Origin of the sequence: Pseudomonas sp. 10B238, from assembly GCF_000970615.1 — a bacterium.
Classification (GTDB): domain Bacteria; phylum Pseudomonadota; class Gammaproteobacteria; order Pseudomonadales; family Pseudomonadaceae; genus Stutzerimonas.
Window position 1 is genome coordinate 278,654 of the sequence record NZ_KQ033932.1, and the last position, 19,314, is coordinate 297,967.

The window sequence follows — 19,314 nt, forward strand, 5'->3', positions numbered from 1 at the left end:
CCCGCTTTTTATTTGATTCATTCTGCGCAACTTTTAGTGGACACACTAAAACGGGAAGCTTACAGAAACCGCCCTTTCAGGTCCAGCCGCAATCAGCCAAAACGCTCTGCGAAGCGCTTCATTAGCGCAACCCAAGCACATCCTGCATGTCATACAGCCCCGCAGGCTGCTGCTCCAGCCACATCGCGGCACGCACCGCGCCTTTGGCGAAAGTCATCCGGCTAGACGCCTTATGGGTGATCTCGACTCGCTCGCCCTCAGCAGCGAACAAAACCGTATGGTCCCCCACAACGTCGCCCGCACGCACGGTGGCAAAACCGATCGTCTCCCGCGCACGGACGCCCGTCTGCCCTTCGCGGCCATAAACTGCAACTTTCTGCAGATCGCGACCAAGCGCCTGCGCAACGACCTCCCCCATGCGCAACGCAGTACCCGACGGCGCGTCGACCTTGTGGCGGTGATGCGCCTCGATGATTTCGATATCGACCTCGTCGCCCAGCACACGCGCAGCCGTATCAAGCAGCTTCAGGCACAAGTTGACGCCGACGCTGAAATTCGCGGCAAACACGATGGGGATATCCTGTGCTGCAGCAGCCAGTTTTTCCTTCTCTGCAACCGAGAAACCAGTGGTACCGATCACCATTGCCTTGCCGGCGCGCCGGCACACTTCAAGGTTCTTCAGCGTGACCGAAGGATGAGTGAAGTCGATCAGCACATCGAACTCGTCGACGACCTTCGCCACCTCACCGATCAGCGGTACGCCGAGCCGCCCGATAGCAGCCAGCTCGCCTGCATCAGCGCCCACGAGGGTGCTATCTGGCCGGTCAATAGCTGCGGTCAAGCCCGCAGCACCGGCGGTTTGCTGAACAGCCTCGACCAGCGTCTTGCCCATACGCCCCGCGGCGCCCGTTACTGCAATACGTCGCATAAAAACAGCTCCAAGCTGCAAGCCTTAAGCTGCAAGGACGCCTTCAGGAAGGCTGCCGCCTGCAGCTCGCCGCTGGGTTAAAGATCGCCAAAAAATCGCTTCACGCCTTCGAACCAGCCGCTGGCTTTTGGCGAATGAGAGCTGTCGCTCTGCAATGTTTTGCGGAATTCGTCGAGTATTTCGCGCTGGCGCTTGCCCAGGTTAACCGGCGTCTCCACCGCCACCCGGCATAGCAGATCGCCGGCGGCACCGCCACGTACAGGGGCGACACCCTTACCACGCAAACGGAACTGCTTACCGGTCTGAGTGCCTTCCGGAATTTTCAACTTCACACGCCCGTCGAGGGTGGGCACTTCCAACTCACCGCCCAGCGCCGCATCAGCGAAACTGATCGGCACCTCGCAAAACAGGTGCTTGCCGTCACGCTGAAAGATTGGGTGCTCGCGGACGTTGACCACCACATAAAGATCTCCAGCCGGACCGCCTTGAGCGCCCGCTTCGCCCTCACCCGTCAAACGAATCCGGTCACCTGTATCGACGCCCGGCGGCACCTTGACTGAAAGTGTCTTCTGCTCTTCGACGCGGCCTTGTCCATGGCAGCTGCCGCAAGGATCGGAAATCATCTTGCCACTGCCATGACAGCGCGGGCAGGTTTGCTGCACCGAGAAGAACCCTTGTTGCATGCGCACCTGGCCGATGCCGCCACAGGTGGTACAGGTCACCGGGCTGGTGCCCTTCTTGGCGCCGGAACCGTCGCAGGTCTTGCACTCGACAAGCGTCGGCACTCGAATGGTAACCGTGGTGCCCCGCACAGCCTCTTCCAGATCCAGCTCGAGGGTGTAGCGTAGATCACTGCCGCGCTGAGCACCGCCACGCGAACTGCCTCGTCCGCCAGCGAAAAAATCGCTGAACACGTCGCCGAAGATATCGGAGAAGTTGGCGTTACCGTACGCCGCGCCCGCGCCAGCCCCCATCTGCGGATCGACACCGGCATGACCATATTGGTCATAGGCCTGACGCTTACTCGCATCGGACAGCACCTCGTAAGCCTCATTGGCTTCCTTGAATGCATCTTCGGCGGCTTTGTCTCCGGGATTACGATCCGGATGATGCTTCATTGCGAGGCGACGATAAGCCTTTTTTAACTCCGCCTCGCTGGCGCCGCGCTCGACACCCAGCACTTCGTAATAGTCACGTTTGGCCATAAGTTTCCTGAACCTTCAAATTCGTACCCTCCAGACACGCCGACGCGGGAGCAAGCCCCCGCGCGGCGATTAGACCCGTCGCGGCATCACCGCATCGGGCTGGAGCAAAAGGCAGCGGCCAGAATGCAGGCCCCTGCGCTCTCTCCACTCATGGAGGTCATAAGCCGCGGCTTACTTGTTGTCCTTGACCTCTTCGAACTCAGCATCGACCACGTCGTCACCGGACTGTCCGCTGTCGCCACCCTGTTCGCCTTCGCCGCCTTGAGGCTGCTCGGCATACATCTTCTGCGCCAGGGGTGTGGAGGCCTGAGAGACCGCCGCGATCTTGGCTTCGATCTCAGCCTTGTCGTCGCCCTTGATGGCAACTTCCAGCTCGCCGATGGCTTTTTCGATGTTGGACTTATCTTCTTCGGTGGCCTTGTCACCGGCTTCAGTCAGCATCTTGCGGGTCGCATGAACCAGCTGATCGCCCTGATTGCGGACGGTCACCAGCTCCTCGAACTTGCGGTCTTCCTCGGCATTGGCCTCGGCGTCACGCACCATCTGCTCGATTTCCTCCTCGGAAAGACCAGAGTTGGCCTTGATCACGATGGACTGATGCTTGCCTGTGGCCTTGTCTTTCGCTGACACGTGCAGGATGCCGTTGGCATCGATGTCAAATGTCACCTCGATCTGCGGAACACCACGCGGAGCTGGCGGAATGTCAGCCAGATCGAAGCGGCCCAGCGACTTGTTCTGCGACGCCTGCTTGCGCTCACCCTGCAGCACATGGATGGTCACTGCGCCCTGGTTGTCATCGGCCGTCGAGAACACCTGCGATTTCTTGGTCGGAATGGTGGTGTTCTTTTCGATCAGCGCAGTCATCACGCCGCCCATGGTTTCGATACCCAGGGTCAGCGGCGACACGTCGAGCAGCAGTACGTCTTTCACGTCACCCGCCAGCACGGCCCCTTGAATCGCGGCGCCCATGGCGACAGCTTCATCCGGGTTCACGTCCTTGCGCGCTTCCTTGCCGAAGAACTCGGCGACCTTCTGCTGCACCAGCGGCATACGGGTCTGGCCGCCGACCAGGATCACGTCGTCGATCTTGGCCACGTCGATACCGGCATCTTTCATTGCCATACGGCAAGGCTCGATAGTGCGTTGCACCAGATCCTCGACCAGCGCTTCCAGCTTGGCACGGGAGATCTTCACGTTCAGGTGCTTAGGACCGGTCGAATCCGCGGTGATGTAAGGCAGGTTGACGTCGGTCTGCTGGCTGGAGGACAGCTCGATCTTGGCCTTTTCTGCGGCTTCCTTCAGGCGCTGCATCGCCAGCGGGTCACCCTTGAGGTTCATACCGCTTTCTTTCTTGAACTCGTCGACGAGGTAGTCGATCAGGCGAATGTCGAAGTCCTCACCACCGAGGAAGGTGTCGCCGTTGGTGGCCAACACTTCGAACTGGTGCTCGCCATCGACTTCAGCGATCTCGATCACCGATACGTCGAAGGTACCGCCACCCAGGTCATAAACGATGACCGTGTGGTCGCCCCTGGCCTTGTCCATGCCGTACGCCAACGCAGCCGCTGTCGGCTCGTTGATGATGCGCTTGACGTCCAGACCAGCGATGCGGCCAGCGTCTTTGGTCGCCTGACGCTGACTGTCGTTGAAGTAGGCCGGCACGGTAATGACTGCTTCGGTAACCGGCTCGCCGAGATAGTCTTCGGCAGTCTTCTTCATCTTCTTCAGGATCTCGGCAGAGATCTGCGGCGGCGCCATCTTCTGACCGCTCACTTCAACCCAGGCGTCGTTATTGTCCGCCTTGACGATCTTGTAAGGGACCATCTGGATATCTTTCTGCACGACCTCTTCGTCGAAACGACGGCCAATCAGTCGCTTAACCGCATACAGCGTGTTGTGCGGGTTGGTCACGGCCTGACGCTTGGCCGACTGGCCAACCAGGATTTCACCGTCATTGGCATAAGCAATGATCGACGGGGTGGTGCGACCGCCTTCGGCGTTTTCAATCACCTTGGCCTTGCCGTTTTCCAGGATGGAGACGCAGGAGTTGGTCGTTCCCAGGTCGATACCGATAATTTTGCCCATGTGCTTCTCTCCGAACTTTGATTGATCCGCGCCTGTTTACCGGCTGCGGGTAACACAAAAACGCTTGGCTACGAGATGGGGGTCGCTAGCCGAAATTCAAGCCTTCTCATCAATCGAAGGCGGGGTTTCTGCCGGCGCCTTGCTGACGACTACCATCGCCGGTCGCAACAGGCGTCCGTTGAGCAGGTAACCCTTCTGGAATACCTTGAGCACACTGCCAGGCTCGGCGTGGGTGCTCTCTTCCATCGCCATGGCCTGGTGATGCTCAGGATTGAAGGGCTCTCCCTGCGGGTCCAGCTGTACCAACTGATGGCGTGCCAGGGTGTCGAGCAACAACTTGAACGTTAGCTCGACACCTTCACGCATCGGCTTGACCGCCTCGTCGTCCGGGTTCGACAACTCGAGGCCACGCTCCAGACTATCCGCGACAGCCAGAAGGTCTCCAGCAAATTTCTCTAACGCAAACTTATGCGCCTTCTCGACATCTTGCTCGGCGCGACGGCGAATGTTCTGCAGCTCGGCTGCCACACGCAGAGACTGATCCTGGGCTGCGGCCAACTGCTCTTCTAGAGAATGCACGCGGCCAGCTAAATCCTCGGCCACCTCTGCTTGCGCGGTCTCGTTCTCTTCGGGGGTCTGGTTATCCAGGTTTTGCTCGTCGGCCATGCGGTCCTCCTCATCGATACGTCAGCGGGCGTCGACCCGCGCTTGTGCCGCTATATGGGGGCGACAAAATCTGCTTCAAGGGCGCGCCCACATCTCGACCTCGTACACACGAAACGCGGAAAGATTTTCGGAGCGAACCCGACCGCTTTGTTTACGTACCGCTTATGCCGAGCAGCTTGATGAGTCACGCGAAAGCACTGTATAAATAGCCAGTCGCCAATGCAGGAGCCCTGCCATGCTGGTTCATCTTTCCGTTCACAATTACGCGATCGTCGAGCATCTCGATCTTGAGCTGAAACGCGGCATGAGCGTGATCAGCGGTGAAACCGGCGCAGGTAAGTCGATCATGCTGGACGCTCTGGGCCTCACTCTGGGCGACCGCGCTGATAGCAGCGTGGTGCGCATTGGCGCGGACAAGGCAGACATCCTTGCCAGCTTCGACCTGGATGACATTCCAGATGCGCGTGCCTGGCTGGCCGAGCGAGACCTGGACAACGATGGCCCTTGCATTCTGCGCCGCGTGATCACCGCCGAAGGGCGTTCACGCGGCTATATCAACGGAACGCCTTGCCCGCAGGGCGATTTGAAAGCGCTTGGTGAATTGCTGATCGATATCCACAGCCAGCACGAACACCAATCACTGCTCAAACTTGATACCCACCGGCGACTGCTCGACGAGTACAGCGGCAGCCAGGATCTTGCCCGCCAGGTGCAGCTGGCCGCGCAGCGCTGGAGGCAAACCCGGCAAAGCTTAGAACGCTTGAGCAGCAGCAGCGACGAACAGCGCGCCCGCCACCAGTTGCTCAGCTATCAACTCGAAGAGCTCGAGACGTTGGCTCTAGGTGACGACGAACTGGAACACTTGGAGCAGGAGCACAAGAACCTCGCCAACGCGGAGCACCTGCTTGGCGCTTGTCGCCAGGTGATCGAGCTGTGCAGCGAGAACGACGCTGGCAATGTGCTGTCGGCGCTGACCTCGAGCCTGCAGCGCCTGACTGGGTTCCAGAACCAGCCAGGCGCTCTCGGCGAGGCCGTCAACCTACTCTCCAGCGCACAGATCCAAGTCGAAGAAGCGGTGGGCGAACTCAACCGCTTTCTCGATCACTTCGATTCCGACCCACAGCGGCAGCAAACGCTGGAAGAACGTCTCGACAGCATTTACACCCTGGCGCGCAAACACCGCGTTCAGCCGCCGGAATTACCAGCCTTGCAGCAACGCCTCTTCGAAGAACTGGAAAGCCTCAACGCCGACGACACTGCTCTAGAGCAGCTCAGCGAGGAGCTCGCTGCCTATGAAAGGCACTATCGAGAAAAGGCCGAACAACTGAGCGCTTCGCGCCAGCACGCGGCCGATTCGTTGGCAGAGTCAGTCGAAGCGGAAATCCAGCGTTTGGGCATGCCGGGTGGCAAATTCAGCGTCGTGTTGAAGCCCGCCGCAGACGGAGACCTTATGCCGCACGGACTGGAACAGGTGGAGTTTCTCGTAAGCGCCAACCCAGGCCAGCCATTACGCCCGCTGGCAAAGGTTGCCTCAGGCGGTGAGCTGTCGCGTATCAGCCTGGCGATCCAGGTGATCACTGCACAAACCTCACGCATCCCGACTCTAGTGTTCGATGAAGTAGACGTCGGCATCGGTGGGCCAACCGCGGAAGTGGTTGGCCAATTGCTGCGCCGACTTGGCGAGCGAGGCCAAGTGCTGACCGTAACCCACCTGCCGCAAGTCGCTGCTCAAGGCCACCACCACTTGTTTGTCCATAAGGCACGCGGTGCCGAGGAAACCCACACAGCCGTTGCCGCCCTGGATGGCGGCGAGCGGGTCGAGGAAATCGCCCGCATGCTTGGCGGACTCGACCTGACCGAGCAAGCGCTGGCCCATGCCCGTCAGATGATCGACTCTGCCCAAGCGTGCTAATCAAACTTAAAAGCACTGCGACTCAGGATCGCCTCGCCTGCTGAGAAAGGCTAGTTAGCGGCCTTGGGGCCAGCCACCTTACGCTTACTTACTTGCGGCTCGCACTGACTGGCATACAAACAGAGCGCACGCACGCGGCCAACGCTTGGCCGTTGATAGGCTAGATAGCCGAAAAACCGAAGCGGCGGTTCTCGAACAATCATTTACTCAAAAACAAAGCCCGCCAATAGGCGGGCTTTGTCATGCGGCAAGAAGTGTTAGAAATCAATTTTGCTGCAGACTGCTGGCGATCATTCGGGTTTCTTGCGGACGTATAACACCAAGTTGTGATCGACCAGATCGTAGCCGTGACGCTTGACGATTTCCTTTTGCAGCTTCTCGATCTCCGGATCGAAGAACTCAATGACGTCGCCACTATCAACGCAGACCATATGATCATGGTGGCCGCCGTCTGCCAGCTCGAATACGGCATGGCCGCCATCGAAATTATGCCGAACCACGAGGCCAGCCGCCTCGAACTGGGTCAACACGCGGTAAACGGTCGCCAGACCGACATCCTCGCCGGCCTCCATCAACGCCTTGTAGACGTCCTCGGCACTCATATGGCGCCGATCGGTGGTATCCAGCATCTGCAGGATCTTGACCCGTGGCAGGGTTACTTTGAGGCCAGCTTTGCGTAGTTCGCTATTTTCAACCATGGTTGGCTTTCTCGCTGCTGCTGTTTCGCAGCCTCCTTCAATACGGGTATGATCCGGGCTTTGCCCAGCCAAGATAGTGGAAGTCACCTACCGATGCAAAACACCAAGCTCATGCTGTCCAGCCTCACGCTAGTGGGCCTGTTCGCACTCGCCGGTTGTTCATTCCCCGGGGTTTACAAGGTCGACATTCAACAGGGCAATGTCGTTACGCAAGACATGATAGACCAGTTGCGCCCAGGAATGACCCGATCGCAAGTGCGGTTTATCATGGGCAACCCTCTGATCACCGATACTTTCCACGCCGACCGCTGGGATTATCTGTACAGCATCCAGCCAGGCGGTAGACAACGCCAGCAGGAACGGGTGAGCCTTGTATTCAACGCAAACGACCAGCTCGCCGGTCTCGCGGGTGACTTCAAGCCCGGCGTGAGCCGTGACGAAGCCATTCTGGGGACCGATTTGCCAGCGAGCACTGAAGATCCCGTCAGCACTGAGCCTGAGGCAACCAAACCCGGCTCCTTGCTCGAACAGATTCAGGGCGACGTAGACGCGGCCGAGCCTGTTCCGGTGCCAACTCCAGGCCGTTTGGAAACAGACTAGACATCAAACGAACACAACAAAGCCCGGCATGCCGGGCTTTTTTCGTAGCACGTCACGGCCTAGGCGGCTGACTCACCCGCTTCGCCCGCCTTGTTCTGCGCGGCCTTCGCCGCGCGCTGCTTGCGAACTTCTTTCGGGTCGGCGATCAGTGGCCGGTAGATTTCGACACGCTCCCCCTCGACCAATGTGCGTTCTTCCGGCTTGGGCACCGCCTTGCCGAAAATGCCCAGCGGTGACGTGGCGAGATCTAGCCCCGGAAAGTAGTTGTCCATTCCCGAGCGTAGCGCTGCCTCACGGACGCTGGTGCCCTGAGGCACGGCCAAGCTCAGCAACTTCTGCTTGTCCGCCAGTGCATAGACGATCTCGACCGCAATCATCGGCTTATCCATACAGCTGCTTAGCCCTGTCGCAAAACGCATCGACCAAGGTATTGGCCGCCTGATTGAACAAAGGCCCCAGGGTGGCACGGACCACGGGCCCGGCATAATCAAAGGTCAGATCAAGACTGATCTTGCAGGCCTTCTCTCCCAACGCTTTGAATTCCCAGACACCATGCAAATGGCTGAAAGGCCCCTCTTCCAGCGACATTTCGATGCGTTTACCCACCTGCAATTCGTTGCGTGTGAGGAAGCGCTGGCTAATGCCAGCCTTAGCCACGGTCATGCTTGCCTGCATCTGGGTTTCGCTGTTGGACAGCACCTCGGTCGCCGAACACCAGGGCAGAAACTGGGGATAGCTGGCTACATCGTTGACCATGTCGAACAGCGCGCGTGCCGGATAAGGCAGCAGCGCCGAACGTTGAATATGCGTCGTCATTCGATCCCTTCTACTTCGTCAGTCAACAACAGCAGCTACGGCCAAAGCCGGCAGCGGCTATCGAGAACAAGCATGAAAACTCAGATCCCGGTGGCGGAGCAGGTCCCTGAGCATGAACAAACGTAAAGATCGCCATTGTCGGGGATAAGCGCACCCCTCTCAAGTTTCGCACGGTCGCAGCATGAGGTTATCGCCAGCCGCAACGCGACTCCCTATAATGCGCAGCCTATGGCCAAACAGAAGAAACAGTCCCCCGGGACCATTGCGCTAAACAAGAAAGCGCTACACGACTACTTCATCGAACAGAAATTCGAGGCGGGCCTCGTTCTGGCCGGCTGGGAAGTAAAAAGCCTCCGCGCCGGCAAAGCGCAATTGGTAGACAGCTACGTCCTACTCAAAGATGGCGAAGCCTGGCTAATGGGCTGCCACATCACCCCGCTGACCACGGCTAGCACCCATGTGATTGCCGACCCGACTCGCACCCGCAAGCTGCTGCTGAACAAGCGTGAGCTGGGCAAGCTGTTCGGTGCCGTGCAGCAGAAGGGTTACGCCTGCGTCGCCTTATCGATTTACTGGAAAAAGCACCTGATCAAGTGTGATATCGCACTGGGCAAGGGCAAAAAGGAATTCGACAAGCGCCACACCGAGAAAGAGCGTGACTCCGACCGTGAGATTCAGCGCGCCATGCGCACCAAGGGAAAGGAAGACTAAGCCTTTCACGTTACCGAGCGGGCCTGCCCCGCTCAGTCGTGCCCCGCTCAGTCGACCGGACTGCTTAGCTGCCTCTCTCAGCGCATCAGTTCTCTATATGCTTTTCCGACCGCCCCTGACGCCGCTGTGCACGCGCTAGACGCTGAGCCTCTTGCTGGCCTTCCGCCAACACCTCCTGCACGTAGCTGATATGTCGATGGATGACGTCGCGCGCATCGTTCGCTCGACGGGCAATGATCGCGTCGTACAACTCCTGGTGCTGACGCATGAGCATGTCCCGCGTTTCGTTGCGCAGCGCGTACATACCACCGATGTTGGTCACCACGTTGCGCTTGAGCAGATCGAACAGACCACGGATGGTGTGCAGTAGAACCGCGTTGTGGCTGGCTTCGGCAATCGCCAGATGGAATCGCGCATCAGCAGCGCCCTCCTCGGCACGAGTGACCGTTCCCTCCCGCGCATAGCAGTCCTGCAATGCCGCAAACGCTTCGCCGAGACGCTGCTGGTCGACCTCAGTCGCCCGCAATGCGGCGTAATAGGCGCAACTACCTTCGAGCGTATGACGAAATTCCAACAAGTCGCGCTGCGCATCAGCGTTGTTCTCGAGCAGATGCAATAGCGGATCACTGAAGGTCGAACCCAGGGACTCAGCGACGAAATTACCACCACCATGTCGACTGATCAGTAAGCCTTTGGCCGCCAGCTTCTGGATCGCTTCTCGCAGGGATGGACGAGACACACCGAACTGTTCAGCGAGCACACGCTCGGCCGGCAGGCGCTCGCCGGCCTTGAGCGTGCCTTCGAGAATCATCGTTTCGAGCTGCTCGACGATGTTATCGGCCAGCCTCCGCTGACGCACCATTCCCACTTCCATCACGCCTCTCGATTGGTTTGACCACTGTATATGGAAAGCCAGCGTAGCCAGCCACCTGAGCCTACGCAACAGCTGGTGCTGCGACCAAAGTCTATAGCTAGCTAATTGACGCAACGCCGACGGACCTCTTACGCTGGCCGGACTTCCTTGTAAATTGGTAATACCACTTTACAAGCGGAAGTACCCAACAAGAAGAGGACTACTTCATGCGGTCTCCGTTTATCTGTTCATCACCGGTCCGCTCGGGCCCCCATTCGCTCAATTCGACCCTGGGAGCCTGACATGTCTAACGGACTGCTCGCCCTGTTTGCCTTTACCCCGATCCTGCTAGCTGCCGTTCTGCTGATCGGGCTGCGCTGGCCAGCCAGCCGCGCCATGCCGGTCGTGTTCTTGTTCACTGCCGCCATTGGCCTGTTCATCTGGGACATGAGCGTTACCCGCATCATCGCCTCGACCCTGCAAGGCCTGGTCATCACACTGGGGCTGTTGTGGATCATCTTCGGCGCGATCTTACTGCTGAACACTCTCAAGCATTCGGGCGGCATTACCGCCATTCGCGCAGGTTTCACCACCATCAGCCCAGACCGTCGGATTCAGGCCATCATCATTGCCTGGCTGTTCGGCTGCTTTATCGAAGGTGCATCCGGATTTGGAACACCCGCGGCGATTGCAGCACCGTTGCTGGTTGCGGTGGGATTCCCGGCCATGGCTGCGGTGCTGATGGGCATGCTTGTACAGAGCACGCCGGTGTCCTTCGGCGCGGTCGGCACACCGATCATCGTCGGCGTAAATAGCGGACTGGACACTGCTACCCTCGGTGCGCAGCTGATCGCCCAAGGCTCCAGCTGGCCGATTTTCCTGCAGCAGATCACCAGCAGCGTTGCCATCACCCACGCCATCGTCGGCACCGTCATGCCGCTGATCATGGTAATGATGCTGACGCGCTTCTTCGGCAAGGAAAAAAGCTGGAAGGCCGGATTCGAGGTACTGCCGTTCGCACTCTTTGCCGGCCTGGCCTTCACCCTGCCCTACGTTGCCACTGGCGTGTTCCTCGGCCCCGAGTTCCCGTCGCTGCTTGGAGGCCTGGTCGGCCTGGCCATCGTCACCACCGCTGCTCGTTTCAATTTCCTGGTGCCGAAAACCAACTGGGATTTCGCTGACGCTAAAGACTGGCCAGCTGAGTGGATCGGCACCATCGAGATGAAGCTCGACGACCTGGCGGCGCGCCCGATGAGTGCTTTCCGCGCCTGGCTGCCCTATGTATTGGTCGGCGCGATTCTGGTCATCAGCCGCGTCTTCCCCCAAGTCACCGCCGCACTGAAGTCCGTTTCAATCGGCTTTGCCAACATCCTTGGCGAGACCGGAGTGAGCGCCAGCATCGAACCACTTTATCTACCCGGCGGAATCCTGGTTGCTGTGGTGTTGATTACCTTCTTCATGCACAGCATGCGCGCCGCAGAGCTCAAGGCGGCAGTGAAGGAGTCTAGCAGCGTTCTGCTCAGCGCAGGTTTCGTGCTGCTGTTCACCGTGCCGATGGTGCGCATCTTGATCAACTCGGGCGTCAATGCGGGTGATCTGCCAAGCATGCCAATCGCCATGGCCCGTTATGTGGCCGATAGCGTAGGCGGCATCTACCCGTTGCTGGCGCCTTCAGTCGGCGCGCTAGGCGCGTTTCTCGCCGGGTCGAACACCGTCAGCAACATGATGTTCAGCCAATTCCAGTTCGGTGTTGCGCAGTCGCTGGGTATCTCCGGGGCGATGATCGTAGCGATCCAGGCTGTCGGCGCCGCTGCGGGCAACATGGTCGCGATCCACAACGTGGTTGCTGCTTCGGCCACCGTCGGCCTACTCGGCCGCGAAGGCATCACACTGCGCAAGACCGTTTGGCCTACCCTGTACTACGTGCTGGCCACCGGCGTGATCGGCATGATCGCCATTTACCTGATGGGCGTGACGGACCCACTGGTCGGCGTCTGATGTAATGCACGGACTCTGCCCCGATTGAACTCGGGGCAGAGTCGTTTGGAATCTCCCTCTGGTCGCGCGATTCGCCTCGGCACTGGATCGAAGCGTCAGACTGAACAAGCCCTCTCGTCTCATACGAGAGCACCACGAGACCTACCTCGTTTCATTCGGTGAGAACACACGATGATCATCTCTGCCTCCACGGATTACCGCGCCGCCGCGAAACGCAAACTGCCGCCTTTCCTCTTTCACTATGTCGACGGCGGCGCCTATGCCGAGCACACCCTGCGGCGCAACGTCGAGGATCTGGCCAGCATCGCCCTACGCCAACGCGTGTTGCGCAACATGTCGGAACTCAGCTTGGAGACCCAGCTTTTCGGCGAAACCTTGTCAATGCCGGTGGCCCTTGCCCCGGTCGGTCTGACTGGCATGCTCGCCCGGCGCGGTGAAGTCCAGGCCGCTCGCGCTGCAGACAAGAAAGGGATTCCTTTCACCTTGTCCACCGTATCGGTTTGCCCGATCGAGGAAGTCGCACCGGCAATCAAGCGGCCGATGTGGTTCCAGCTCTACGTGCTGAAAGACCGCGGCTTCATGAAAAACGCACTGGAGCGCGCAAAGGCCGCGGGCGTTACTACCCTGGTCTTCACCGTCGATATGCCGACACCCGGCGCCCGCTACCGCGACGCGCATTCGGGCATGAGTGGTCCCAACGCCAGCATGCGGCGCATTTTGCAAGCCATGACGCACCCCTTCTGGGCTTGGGACGTTGGGCTGCACGGCAAGCCGCACGACCTCGGCAACATCACCACCTACCGTGGGCACACCACAGGCCTCGAAGACTACATCGGCTGGCTCGCGGCCAACTTCGATCCGTCGATCTCCTGGAAGGACCTGGAGTGGATCCGCGAGTTCTGGGACGGCCCGATGGTGATCAAAGGCATTCTCGATCCCGAAGACGCCCGCGACGCCGTGACCTTCGGTGCCGACGGCATCATCGTCTCCAACCACGGCGGACGTCAGCTCGACGGCGTACTGTCCAGTGCCCGCGCGATGCCGGCAATTGCCGACGCGGTCAAGGGTGACCTGAAAATCCTGGCCGACTCGGGCATCCGCAACGGCCTCGATGTAGTGCGGATGATCGCCCTTGGCGCGGATACCGTGCTGCTCGGGCGCGCCTTCGCCTACGCCCTGGCGGTCGATGGCGAAGCGGGGGTGACCAACCTCCTCAACCTCATCGAGAAGGAAATGCGTGTTGCCATGGTTCTGACCGGCGCCAAGACCATCAGCGAAATCAGCGCCGACTCGCTGGTGCGCGAAGTGGACCACTATCAGACCAGCCGCCACGTCGACTGACGTCTGGCTGGTTCCATCCAGAAGGCCGTGCGGCACACCGACGCGGCCCGCTTCTCCTACCGGAGCCCGAAAATGAACGCGCCTGCCGCTCTACCGACCGACTTTCTCGCCGCCGTGGAAAAGCTGATACCGGCTGAACGGCGCTTCGACGATCCGCTTTCGACGCTGGCCTTCGGCACAGACGCCAGCTTCTACCGGCTGATTCCCAAGTTGGTGGTACGGGTCGAGTCCGAGGAGGAAGTGGTGGGCTTGCTCAAGCTAGCGCATGGCGCGCGGGTGCCAGTCACCTTTCGCGCCGCCGGCACCAGCCTGTCCGGTCAGGCGATTTCCGACTCGGTGCTGATCGTGCTGGGCGATAACTGGAACGGGCGCGAAGTTCGTAACGGCGGCGCGCAGATTCGCCTGCAGCCGGGCGTAATCGGCGCCAACGCCAATGCAGTTCTGGCGCCTATGCAGCGCAAGATCGGCCCGGACCCAGCCTCGATCAACGCGGCCAAGATCGGCGGCATCGTCGCCAATAATTCCAGCGGCATGTGCTGCGGAACGGCACAGAACAGCTATAAAACCCTTGCTGGCCTGCGCCTGGTGCTGGCCGACGGCAGCGTGGTCGACAGCGAAGACCAGGCCAGCGTCGCGTTCTTTCGACAGACGCACGGCAACATGCTCGATCAGCTTGCAGAGCTCGGCCGCACCACGCGCGCCAACACCGATCTGGCTGCAAAGATTCGCCACAAGTACCGCCTGAAGAACACCACGGGCTTTTCGCTGAACGCGTTGGTCGACTATGACGAGCCGCTCGACATCCTCAACCACCTGATGGTCGGCTCCGAAGGCACGCTGGGCTTTATCAGCGCGGTGACCTACGACACCGTGCCGGATCATCCGCACAAGGCCAGCGCGCTGGTCGTGTTCCCCGATGTGGAAACCTGCTGCCTGGCCGTACCGGTGCTCAAGCAACAGCCCGTCTCGGCAGTGGAACTGCTCGACCGCCGCAGCCTGCGCTCGGTAGAAAACAAGGCCGGCATGCCGGAATGGGTCAAGGCGTTATCGGCAGGCGCCTGTGCGCTGCTGATCGAGTCGCGAGCAGCCAGCCAGTCGCTGCTGCACGAGCAGATCAATCTGATCATGACGTCGATAGCCCACTTCCCCGTGGAAAAGCAGGTCGACTTTAGCGAAGACCCAGCGGTCTACAACCAGCTCTGGAAGATCCGCAAGGACACTTTCCCGGCCGTAGGTGCGGTGCGCCAGACCGGCACCACTGTGATCATCGAGGACGTGACCTTCCCCATCGAGCGCCTCGCCGAGGGGGTCAACCGTCTGATCCAGTTGTTCGAGAAACACGCCTACAGCGAGGCCATCCTCTTTGGCCATGCTCTGGAAGGCAATCTGCACTTCGTCTTCACCCAAGGCTTCGACGATCCGCTGCAGGTCGCCCGCTATGAAGCCTTCATGCAAGACGTGACACAACTGGTTGCGGTGGAGTTCGGTGGTGCGCTGAAAGCCGAGCATGGTACCGGCCGTAACATGGCGCCTTTCGTCGAGTTGGAATGGGGTCACGAGGCGTACCAACTGATGTGGCAGATCAAGCGCCTGCTGGACCCGCAAGGCATCCTCAACCCGGACGTGGTGCTCAGCGAAGACCCACAGATACACCTCAAGCACCTCAAGCCGATGCCGGCTGCCGACGAGATCGTCGACAAATGCATCGAGTGCGGTTTCTGCGAACCGGTGTGCCCGTCAAACGGACTGACCTTGACGCCGCGCCAGCGCATTGTCGTATGGCGCGATATTCAAGCGAAGAAGCGGGCCGGCATCGACACAAGCGAGCTTGAGCGACTCTACGACTACCACGGCGTCGAGACCTGCGCCGCGACCGGGCTTTGCGCACAGCGATGCCCGGTCGGTATCAACACGGGCGATCTGGTTCGCAAACTGCGCGGTCGCAATGCGGACAGTACCCGCGCCGCCAGCTGGTTGGCCGAGCATTTCAGCACCGCTGTGCATGGCGCACGGTTCATGCTGCATGTCGCCAATGGCGCGCACCTGATCATGGGCACCCGCCTGCTGAGCAAGACGTCCGCAGCGTTCACCAGCGCCAGCAAAGGTCGCGTACCGCAGTGGACACCAGCCACACCGCAGCCTCTACAGCGGCTTCATCTGCCCATACCATCGTCGCAGGACCAACGTCCGCGCGTGGTTTACCTCGCCGCCTGCGTTTCGCGAGCCATGGGTCCCGCAGCACGCGATCAGGAACAAGAGCCACTGCTCGACACCACCCGTGCACTTCTGGAGAAAGCCGGCTACCAAGTCGTCTTTCCCGAGGAGCTGAACAACCTTTGCTGCGGCCAGCCATTTGCATCCAAGGGCTACGCCGAACAGGCCGAACAAAAGCGTCAGCAAACCCTCGATGCTCTGCTCAAGGCCAGCCGCGGCGGACTCGATCCTATCTACTGCGACACCAGCCCGTGCACACTGCGCCTGGTTCAAGACCTGGCGGATGATCGTCTGCAGGTTTTCGATCCAGTGCGCTTCATCCGCACGCATCTGATCGACAAGCTGGACTTCGAGCCCCAAGACGCGCCGATTGCTGTGCACGTCACCTGCAGTACACAACACCTCGGCGAAGCCCAGGCCCTGATTGATATCGCACGCCGCTGCGCCAAGGAAGTGGTCGTGCCAGAAGGTATCCATTGTTGCGGCTTTGCTGGAGATAAAGGCTTCACCACCCCCGAGCTCAATGCCCACGCTCTGCGCAGCCTGAAAGACGCTGTGCAGATCTGCGAAGAAGGCATCTCCACTAGCCGAACCTGCGAAATCGGCCTGTCACAACATGGCGGGATCGACTATCACGGTCTGGTTTATCTGGTTAACCGAAACAGCCGGCCCAGAGCGGCTACAGCACAGGTATGAGAGGTTCTCAGCGCCGCAGCGGGCGCACATGAATGAAACGCTTCAGCGCAGCCGCAGTCGGAAGTTAGGAGCCCAGTTTGAACAGAGGCTCACCCGCCTCGGCGCCGCCGCGCAATTTGCAGAAACAGGCAGGCCCGCCGGGAAGTTAACTCCCTGGAGGACTTTATGAAGAAATTTGCCCTACTTGCCGCCGCTGCCCTGATCGCCAGCCCCGCCGTGTTCGCCGACGACAAGAACCTATGTCAGTTGAACATGCAGGAAATCGAAGACGACATGGCCACCAACAGTGCCACGCTCGGTGAGCCGGCTCGCAGCGAAGTTCAAGAGCTGATCAAGCAAGCGCGCCAGGCGCAGCAAGCTGGCGACGTCGAAAACTGCATCGTGCACACCACCCAAGCACTGCGCAGGCTGGAAGGCCCAGGCAGCTCCGGCAGCACAGGCACCAGCGGCACCGGATCAGGCACCGGTAACTGATACGCCCGCTAGGCAGGGCCGCGAGCAGTTGGCCTTGCCGATTCTCTGTTCACCCTTGAATTTCGACGAGCCGCCCTAATCTAGGGAATCAAGCGTTCGACGTAGCTAGACCTTATGGCGTACACTGCGCAACACATGAGGCAGCGACACGCTTCATGGGGCCGATTAGGATTCGACGCCGGTAACAAAGCTCTAGGTGCATGCCGAGTTGGTAACAGAACTCGTAAATCCACTGTTGCAAACTTATAGTTGCCAACGACGACAACTACGAAGGGTACGCGCTAGCCGCCTAACCTTCATCTGGTCGCTTCGGCGCCAGCGGTCACTAGGGGATGCCTGTAAACCCGAAATGACTGTCAGATAGAACAGGATCGCCGCCAAGTTCGCTGCAGACGTAACGGCTAAAACTCATGCAGCTCGCTCCAAGCACCCTGCCAATCGGGCGGCGCGGAGTTAACTCAATAGATTTGGCTACGCATGTAGTACCGACAGTGGAGAGCTGGCGGACGGGGGTTCAAATCCCCCCGGCTCCACCATTTTGTCTTCCCAGGAAGACCCAGAAAAGCCGTAAAGCCCAGAGAAATCAAAGCTTTACGGCTTTTTTATTGCCCACGTTTTGCTATCTAATCCCAGGGCATCCCACGGTTGACGGGGGCACATATGGGGGCATAAAACGCTCATCAGCTCGCTCGGAGAGGATGTGCCCCCAATGCCCTTGAAAGACACCAACTGCCGCAACGCCAAGCCCCAGGACAAGCCCTACCGGCTGTATGACGAACAGGGTTTGTATCTTGAAGTGCAGCCTAATGGAGGCCGTTACTGGCGCTTGAAGTACCGCTTTCTGGGCAAGGAAAAACGCCTTGCTCTTGGCGTTTACCCAGAGGTCGGCTTACAGGATGCTCGTCGCAAGCGTGATGACGCTCGTGTTCAGCTTGCCGGCGGCCAAGACCCTTCGCTGCAAAGACGCATGGCCAAAGTGGTCAGCCAGCTCGATCACCAGCACACCTTTGAATCGGTCGCCAAGCAATGGCTCACTGTTCGCGAATCCTCCTGGGATCCGGAGTACACCCGCACAGTAAGGCAGCGCCTTGAGCTCAATGCCTACCCCTGGTTGGGAAAACTTCCGATCAGCAGCATCAGCACGCCCATGCTGGTCGAAAACCTCCAGCGCATCATCAAGCGCGGTGCTCGCGAGACGGCACGTCGTGTAGCCCAAATCTACAAACAGATTTTCGAGTTCGCCGAAGCTGCCGGTATCACCCCACCCAACCAGATTGGCAATCTCTCACGTACGCTCCCAGCCAAGCGGGTGAAACATTTTGCTGCCGTGACCGATCCTGAAAAACTCGGCGCACTGCTTAAAGCACTAGATAGCTACAGCGGAACAATGCCTGTCTGTTGTGCCTTAAAACTGGCCCCGTTGCTGTTCTGCCGGCCCGGAGACCTTCGACATATGGAATGGTCGGAGGTCAATCTGGATGCTGGCGAGTGGTTGATTCCTGGTCACAAGATGAAAGGGCTAACTGCTACCAAACAGGATCGCCCAGATCACCTGGTTCCCCTCAGCCAACAAGCAGTCGCTGTTCTACGCGAACTGAAACCGCTCACCGGCAGGCATCGGTATACCTTCCCCTCGGCCCGAGGAGGCGACCGACCGATGTCCAACAATGCCGTTCTCAGCGCGTTACGCCGCATGGACATCAGCGGCGACGAAATGACTGGGCACGGCTTTCGTGCAACAGCGAGAACCATAGGTGCTGAGGTGCTGGGATTTCGCCCCGATCTCCTGGAGCATCAGCTTGCTCACACGGTAAAAAATCCGTTGGGACGGGCGTACGACCGAACGTCATTTCTGCCAGAACGACGCGACATGATGCAGCGCTGGTCAGATTACCTAGATGCGATCAAGGCCTGAGCTCACTGCCTGGGCTTGCAATACCGATTCCCGCTTGGTAAAAATCAGGCATCCCTCGGACGTTCATAGGACTCCATGGGATCGTCACGCTGCCCCAGTTACGGCGTTAAGAATCCGAAGTCCATCTGCTGTTAGCAAATGGACTTTCTGGGTACCTCATCGGGGTATCGCCAGCATCTCGCAGGCCTTTTGCGCCTGCTCG

The 19,314-nt window shown here is 59.5% G+C and carries 16 protein-coding genes and 1 other RNA gene; 9 read left to right on the forward strand and 8 right to left on the reverse strand.

Going from position 1 to position 19,314, the window contains the following annotated elements:
• Positions 1-121 precede the first annotated feature (121 nt).
• From dapB to grpE, 4 genes are all read right to left on the reverse strand, one after another.
• Entirely contained in the window at positions 122-928 is an 807-nt protein-coding gene (gene dapB / locus RT21_RS11435) for a 4-hydroxy-tetrahydrodipicolinate reductase (RefSeq protein WP_046162837.1), read from the reverse strand.
• Positions 929-1,005: 77 nt separating this feature from the next.
• Complete coding sequence (gene dnaJ / locus RT21_RS11440; protein ID WP_045429735.1) at positions 1,006-2,133, reverse strand: molecular chaperone DnaJ; 1,128 nt, start codon at positions 2,131-2,133, stop codon at positions 1,006-1,008.
• Between the two features lie 171 nt (positions 2,134-2,304).
• Positions 2,305-4,218: a molecular chaperone DnaK gene (dnaK, locus tag RT21_RS11445; RefSeq protein ID WP_046162838.1), complete on the reverse strand. Its 1,914-nt coding sequence runs from the start codon at positions 4,216-4,218 to the stop codon at positions 2,305-2,307.
• A gap of 96 nt (positions 4,219-4,314) precedes the next feature.
• Entirely contained in the window at positions 4,315-4,884 is a 570-nt protein-coding gene (grpE, locus tag RT21_RS11450) for a nucleotide exchange factor GrpE (protein WP_046162839.1), read from the reverse strand.
• Between the two features lie 235 nt (positions 4,885-5,119).
• Between grpE and recN the strand changes: the two genes are divergently transcribed.
• Positions 5,120-6,796: a DNA repair protein RecN gene (recN, locus tag RT21_RS11455; protein ID WP_046162840.1), complete on the forward strand. Its 1,677-nt coding sequence runs from the start codon at positions 5,120-5,122 to the stop codon at positions 6,794-6,796.
• A gap of 290 nt (positions 6,797-7,086) precedes the next feature.
• Here recN and fur read toward each other — a convergent pair whose 3' ends face one another.
• Positions 7,087-7,494: a ferric iron uptake transcriptional regulator gene (gene fur / locus RT21_RS11460; RefSeq protein ID WP_045429745.1), complete on the reverse strand. Its 408-nt coding sequence runs from the start codon at positions 7,492-7,494 to the stop codon at positions 7,087-7,089.
• Positions 7,495-7,587: 93 nt separating this feature from the next.
• Here fur and RT21_RS11465 point away from each other — a divergent pair, with 93 nt between their 5' ends.
• Positions 7,588-8,094, forward strand: coding sequence for an outer membrane protein assembly factor BamE (locus RT21_RS11465; RefSeq protein WP_046162841.1), 507 nt, complete (start codon positions 7,588-7,590; stop codon positions 8,092-8,094).
• Between the two features lie 59 nt (positions 8,095-8,153).
• Here RT21_RS11465 and RT21_RS11470 read toward each other — a convergent pair whose 3' ends face one another.
• Positions 8,154-8,483 (reverse strand): RnfH family protein, encoded by a 330-nt coding sequence (locus RT21_RS11470; RefSeq protein WP_045429749.1) that lies wholly within the window; start codon positions 8,481-8,483, stop codon positions 8,154-8,156.
• Complete coding sequence (locus tag RT21_RS11475; protein WP_045429753.1) at positions 8,476-8,910, reverse strand: type II toxin-antitoxin system RatA family toxin; 435 nt, start codon at positions 8,908-8,910, stop codon at positions 8,476-8,478. The genes RT21_RS11470 and RT21_RS11475 overlap by 8 nt, the downstream gene beginning before the upstream one ends.
• A 228-nt stretch (positions 8,911-9,138) precedes the next feature.
• Between RT21_RS11475 and smpB the strand changes: the two genes are divergently transcribed.
• Positions 9,139-9,621: an SsrA-binding protein SmpB gene (gene smpB / locus RT21_RS11480; protein ID WP_019340344.1), complete on the forward strand. Its 483-nt coding sequence runs from the start codon at positions 9,139-9,141 to the stop codon at positions 9,619-9,621.
• A gap of 85 nt (positions 9,622-9,706) precedes the next feature.
• On the opposite strand, the gene RT21_RS11485 is transcribed toward smpB, so the two are convergent.
• The gene (locus tag RT21_RS11485) at positions 9,707-10,495 is read right to left on the reverse strand and encodes a GntR family transcriptional regulator (protein ID WP_046162842.1); all 789 of its coding nucleotides are present in this window, start codon (positions 10,493-10,495) and stop codon (positions 9,707-9,709) included.
• 282 nt (positions 10,496-10,777) lie between these two features.
• Between RT21_RS11485 and RT21_RS11490 the strand changes: the two genes are divergently transcribed.
• From RT21_RS11490 to RT21_RS11510, 6 genes are all read left to right on the forward strand, one after another.
• Positions 10,778-12,472 (forward strand): L-lactate permease, encoded by a 1,695-nt coding sequence (locus RT21_RS11490; protein ID WP_046162843.1) that lies wholly within the window; start codon positions 10,778-10,780, stop codon positions 12,470-12,472.
• A gap of 171 nt (positions 12,473-12,643) precedes the next feature.
• Positions 12,644-13,813, forward strand: coding sequence for an FMN-dependent L-lactate dehydrogenase LldD (lldD, locus tag RT21_RS11495; RefSeq protein ID WP_045429763.1), 1,170 nt, complete (start codon positions 12,644-12,646; stop codon positions 13,811-13,813).
• Between the two features lie 72 nt (positions 13,814-13,885).
• On the forward strand, positions 13,886-16,723 hold the full coding sequence (locus RT21_RS11500) for an FAD-binding and (Fe-S)-binding domain-containing protein (RefSeq protein ID WP_046162844.1): 2,838 nt from the start codon (positions 13,886-13,888) through the stop codon (positions 16,721-16,723).
• A 165-nt stretch (positions 16,724-16,888) separates the two neighbouring features.
• Positions 16,889-17,197, forward strand: coding sequence for a hypothetical protein (locus tag RT21_RS11505; protein WP_045429768.1), 309 nt, complete (start codon positions 16,889-16,891; stop codon positions 17,195-17,197).
• A gap of 157 nt (positions 17,198-17,354) precedes the next feature.
• Positions 17,355-17,733: a transfer-messenger RNA gene (ssrA, locus tag RT21_RS23270) on the forward strand.
• 173 nt (positions 17,734-17,906) lie between these two features.
• Complete coding sequence (locus RT21_RS11510; RefSeq protein WP_042926690.1) at positions 17,907-19,112, forward strand: tyrosine-type recombinase/integrase; 1,206 nt, start codon at positions 17,907-17,909, stop codon at positions 19,110-19,112.
• Positions 19,113-19,314: the final 202 nt, after the last annotated feature.

Bases quoted from the DNA above. Each gene is read 5' to 3' on its own strand.
- dnaJ (WP_045429735.1), bottom strand. From the start codon at position 2,133: ATGGCCAAACGTGACTATTACGAAGTGCTGGGTGTCGAGCGCGGCGCC.
- RT21_RS11475 (WP_045429753.1), bottom strand. From the start codon at position 8,910: ATGACGACGCATATTCAACGTTCGGCGCTGCTGCCTTATCCGGCACGC.
- lldD (WP_045429763.1), top strand. From the start codon at position 12,644: ATGATCATCTCTGCCTCCACGGATTACCGCGCCGCCGCGAAACGCAAA.
- fur (WP_045429745.1), bottom strand. From the start codon at position 7,494: ATGGTTGAAAATAGCGAACTACGCAAAGCTGGCCTCAAAGTAACCCTG.
- recN (WP_046162840.1), top strand. From the start codon at position 5,120: ATGCTGGTTCATCTTTCCGTTCACAATTACGCGATCGTCGAGCATCTC.
- RT21_RS11470 (WP_045429749.1), bottom strand. From the start codon at position 8,483: ATGGATAAGCCGATGATTGCGGTCGAGATCGTCTATGCACTGGCGGAC.
- RT21_RS11505 (WP_045429768.1), top strand. From the start codon at position 16,889: ATGAAGAAATTTGCCCTACTTGCCGCCGCTGCCCTGATCGCCAGCCCC.
- RT21_RS11485 (WP_046162842.1), bottom strand. From the start codon at position 10,495: ATGGAAGTGGGAATGGTGCGTCAGCGGAGGCTGGCCGATAACATCGTC.
- RT21_RS11465 (WP_046162841.1), top strand. From the start codon at position 7,588: ATGCAAAACACCAAGCTCATGCTGTCCAGCCTCACGCTAGTGGGCCTG.
- grpE (WP_046162839.1), bottom strand. From the start codon at position 4,884: ATGGCCGACGAGCAAAACCTGGATAACCAGACCCCCGAAGAGAACGAG.
- dnaK (WP_046162838.1), bottom strand. From the start codon at position 4,218: ATGGGCAAAATTATCGGTATCGACCTGGGAACGACCAACTCCTGCGTC.
- RT21_RS11490 (WP_046162843.1), top strand. From the start codon at position 10,778: ATGTCTAACGGACTGCTCGCCCTGTTTGCCTTTACCCCGATCCTGCTA.
- smpB (WP_019340344.1), top strand. From the start codon at position 9,139: ATGGCCAAACAGAAGAAACAGTCCCCCGGGACCATTGCGCTAAACAAG.
- RT21_RS11500 (WP_046162844.1), top strand. From the start codon at position 13,886: ATGAACGCGCCTGCCGCTCTACCGACCGACTTTCTCGCCGCCGTGGAA.
- dapB (WP_046162837.1), bottom strand. From the start codon at position 928: ATGCGACGTATTGCAGTAACGGGCGCCGCGGGGCGTATGGGCAAGACG.
- RT21_RS11510 (WP_042926690.1), top strand. From the start codon at position 17,907: ATGCCCTTGAAAGACACCAACTGCCGCAACGCCAAGCCCCAGGACAAG.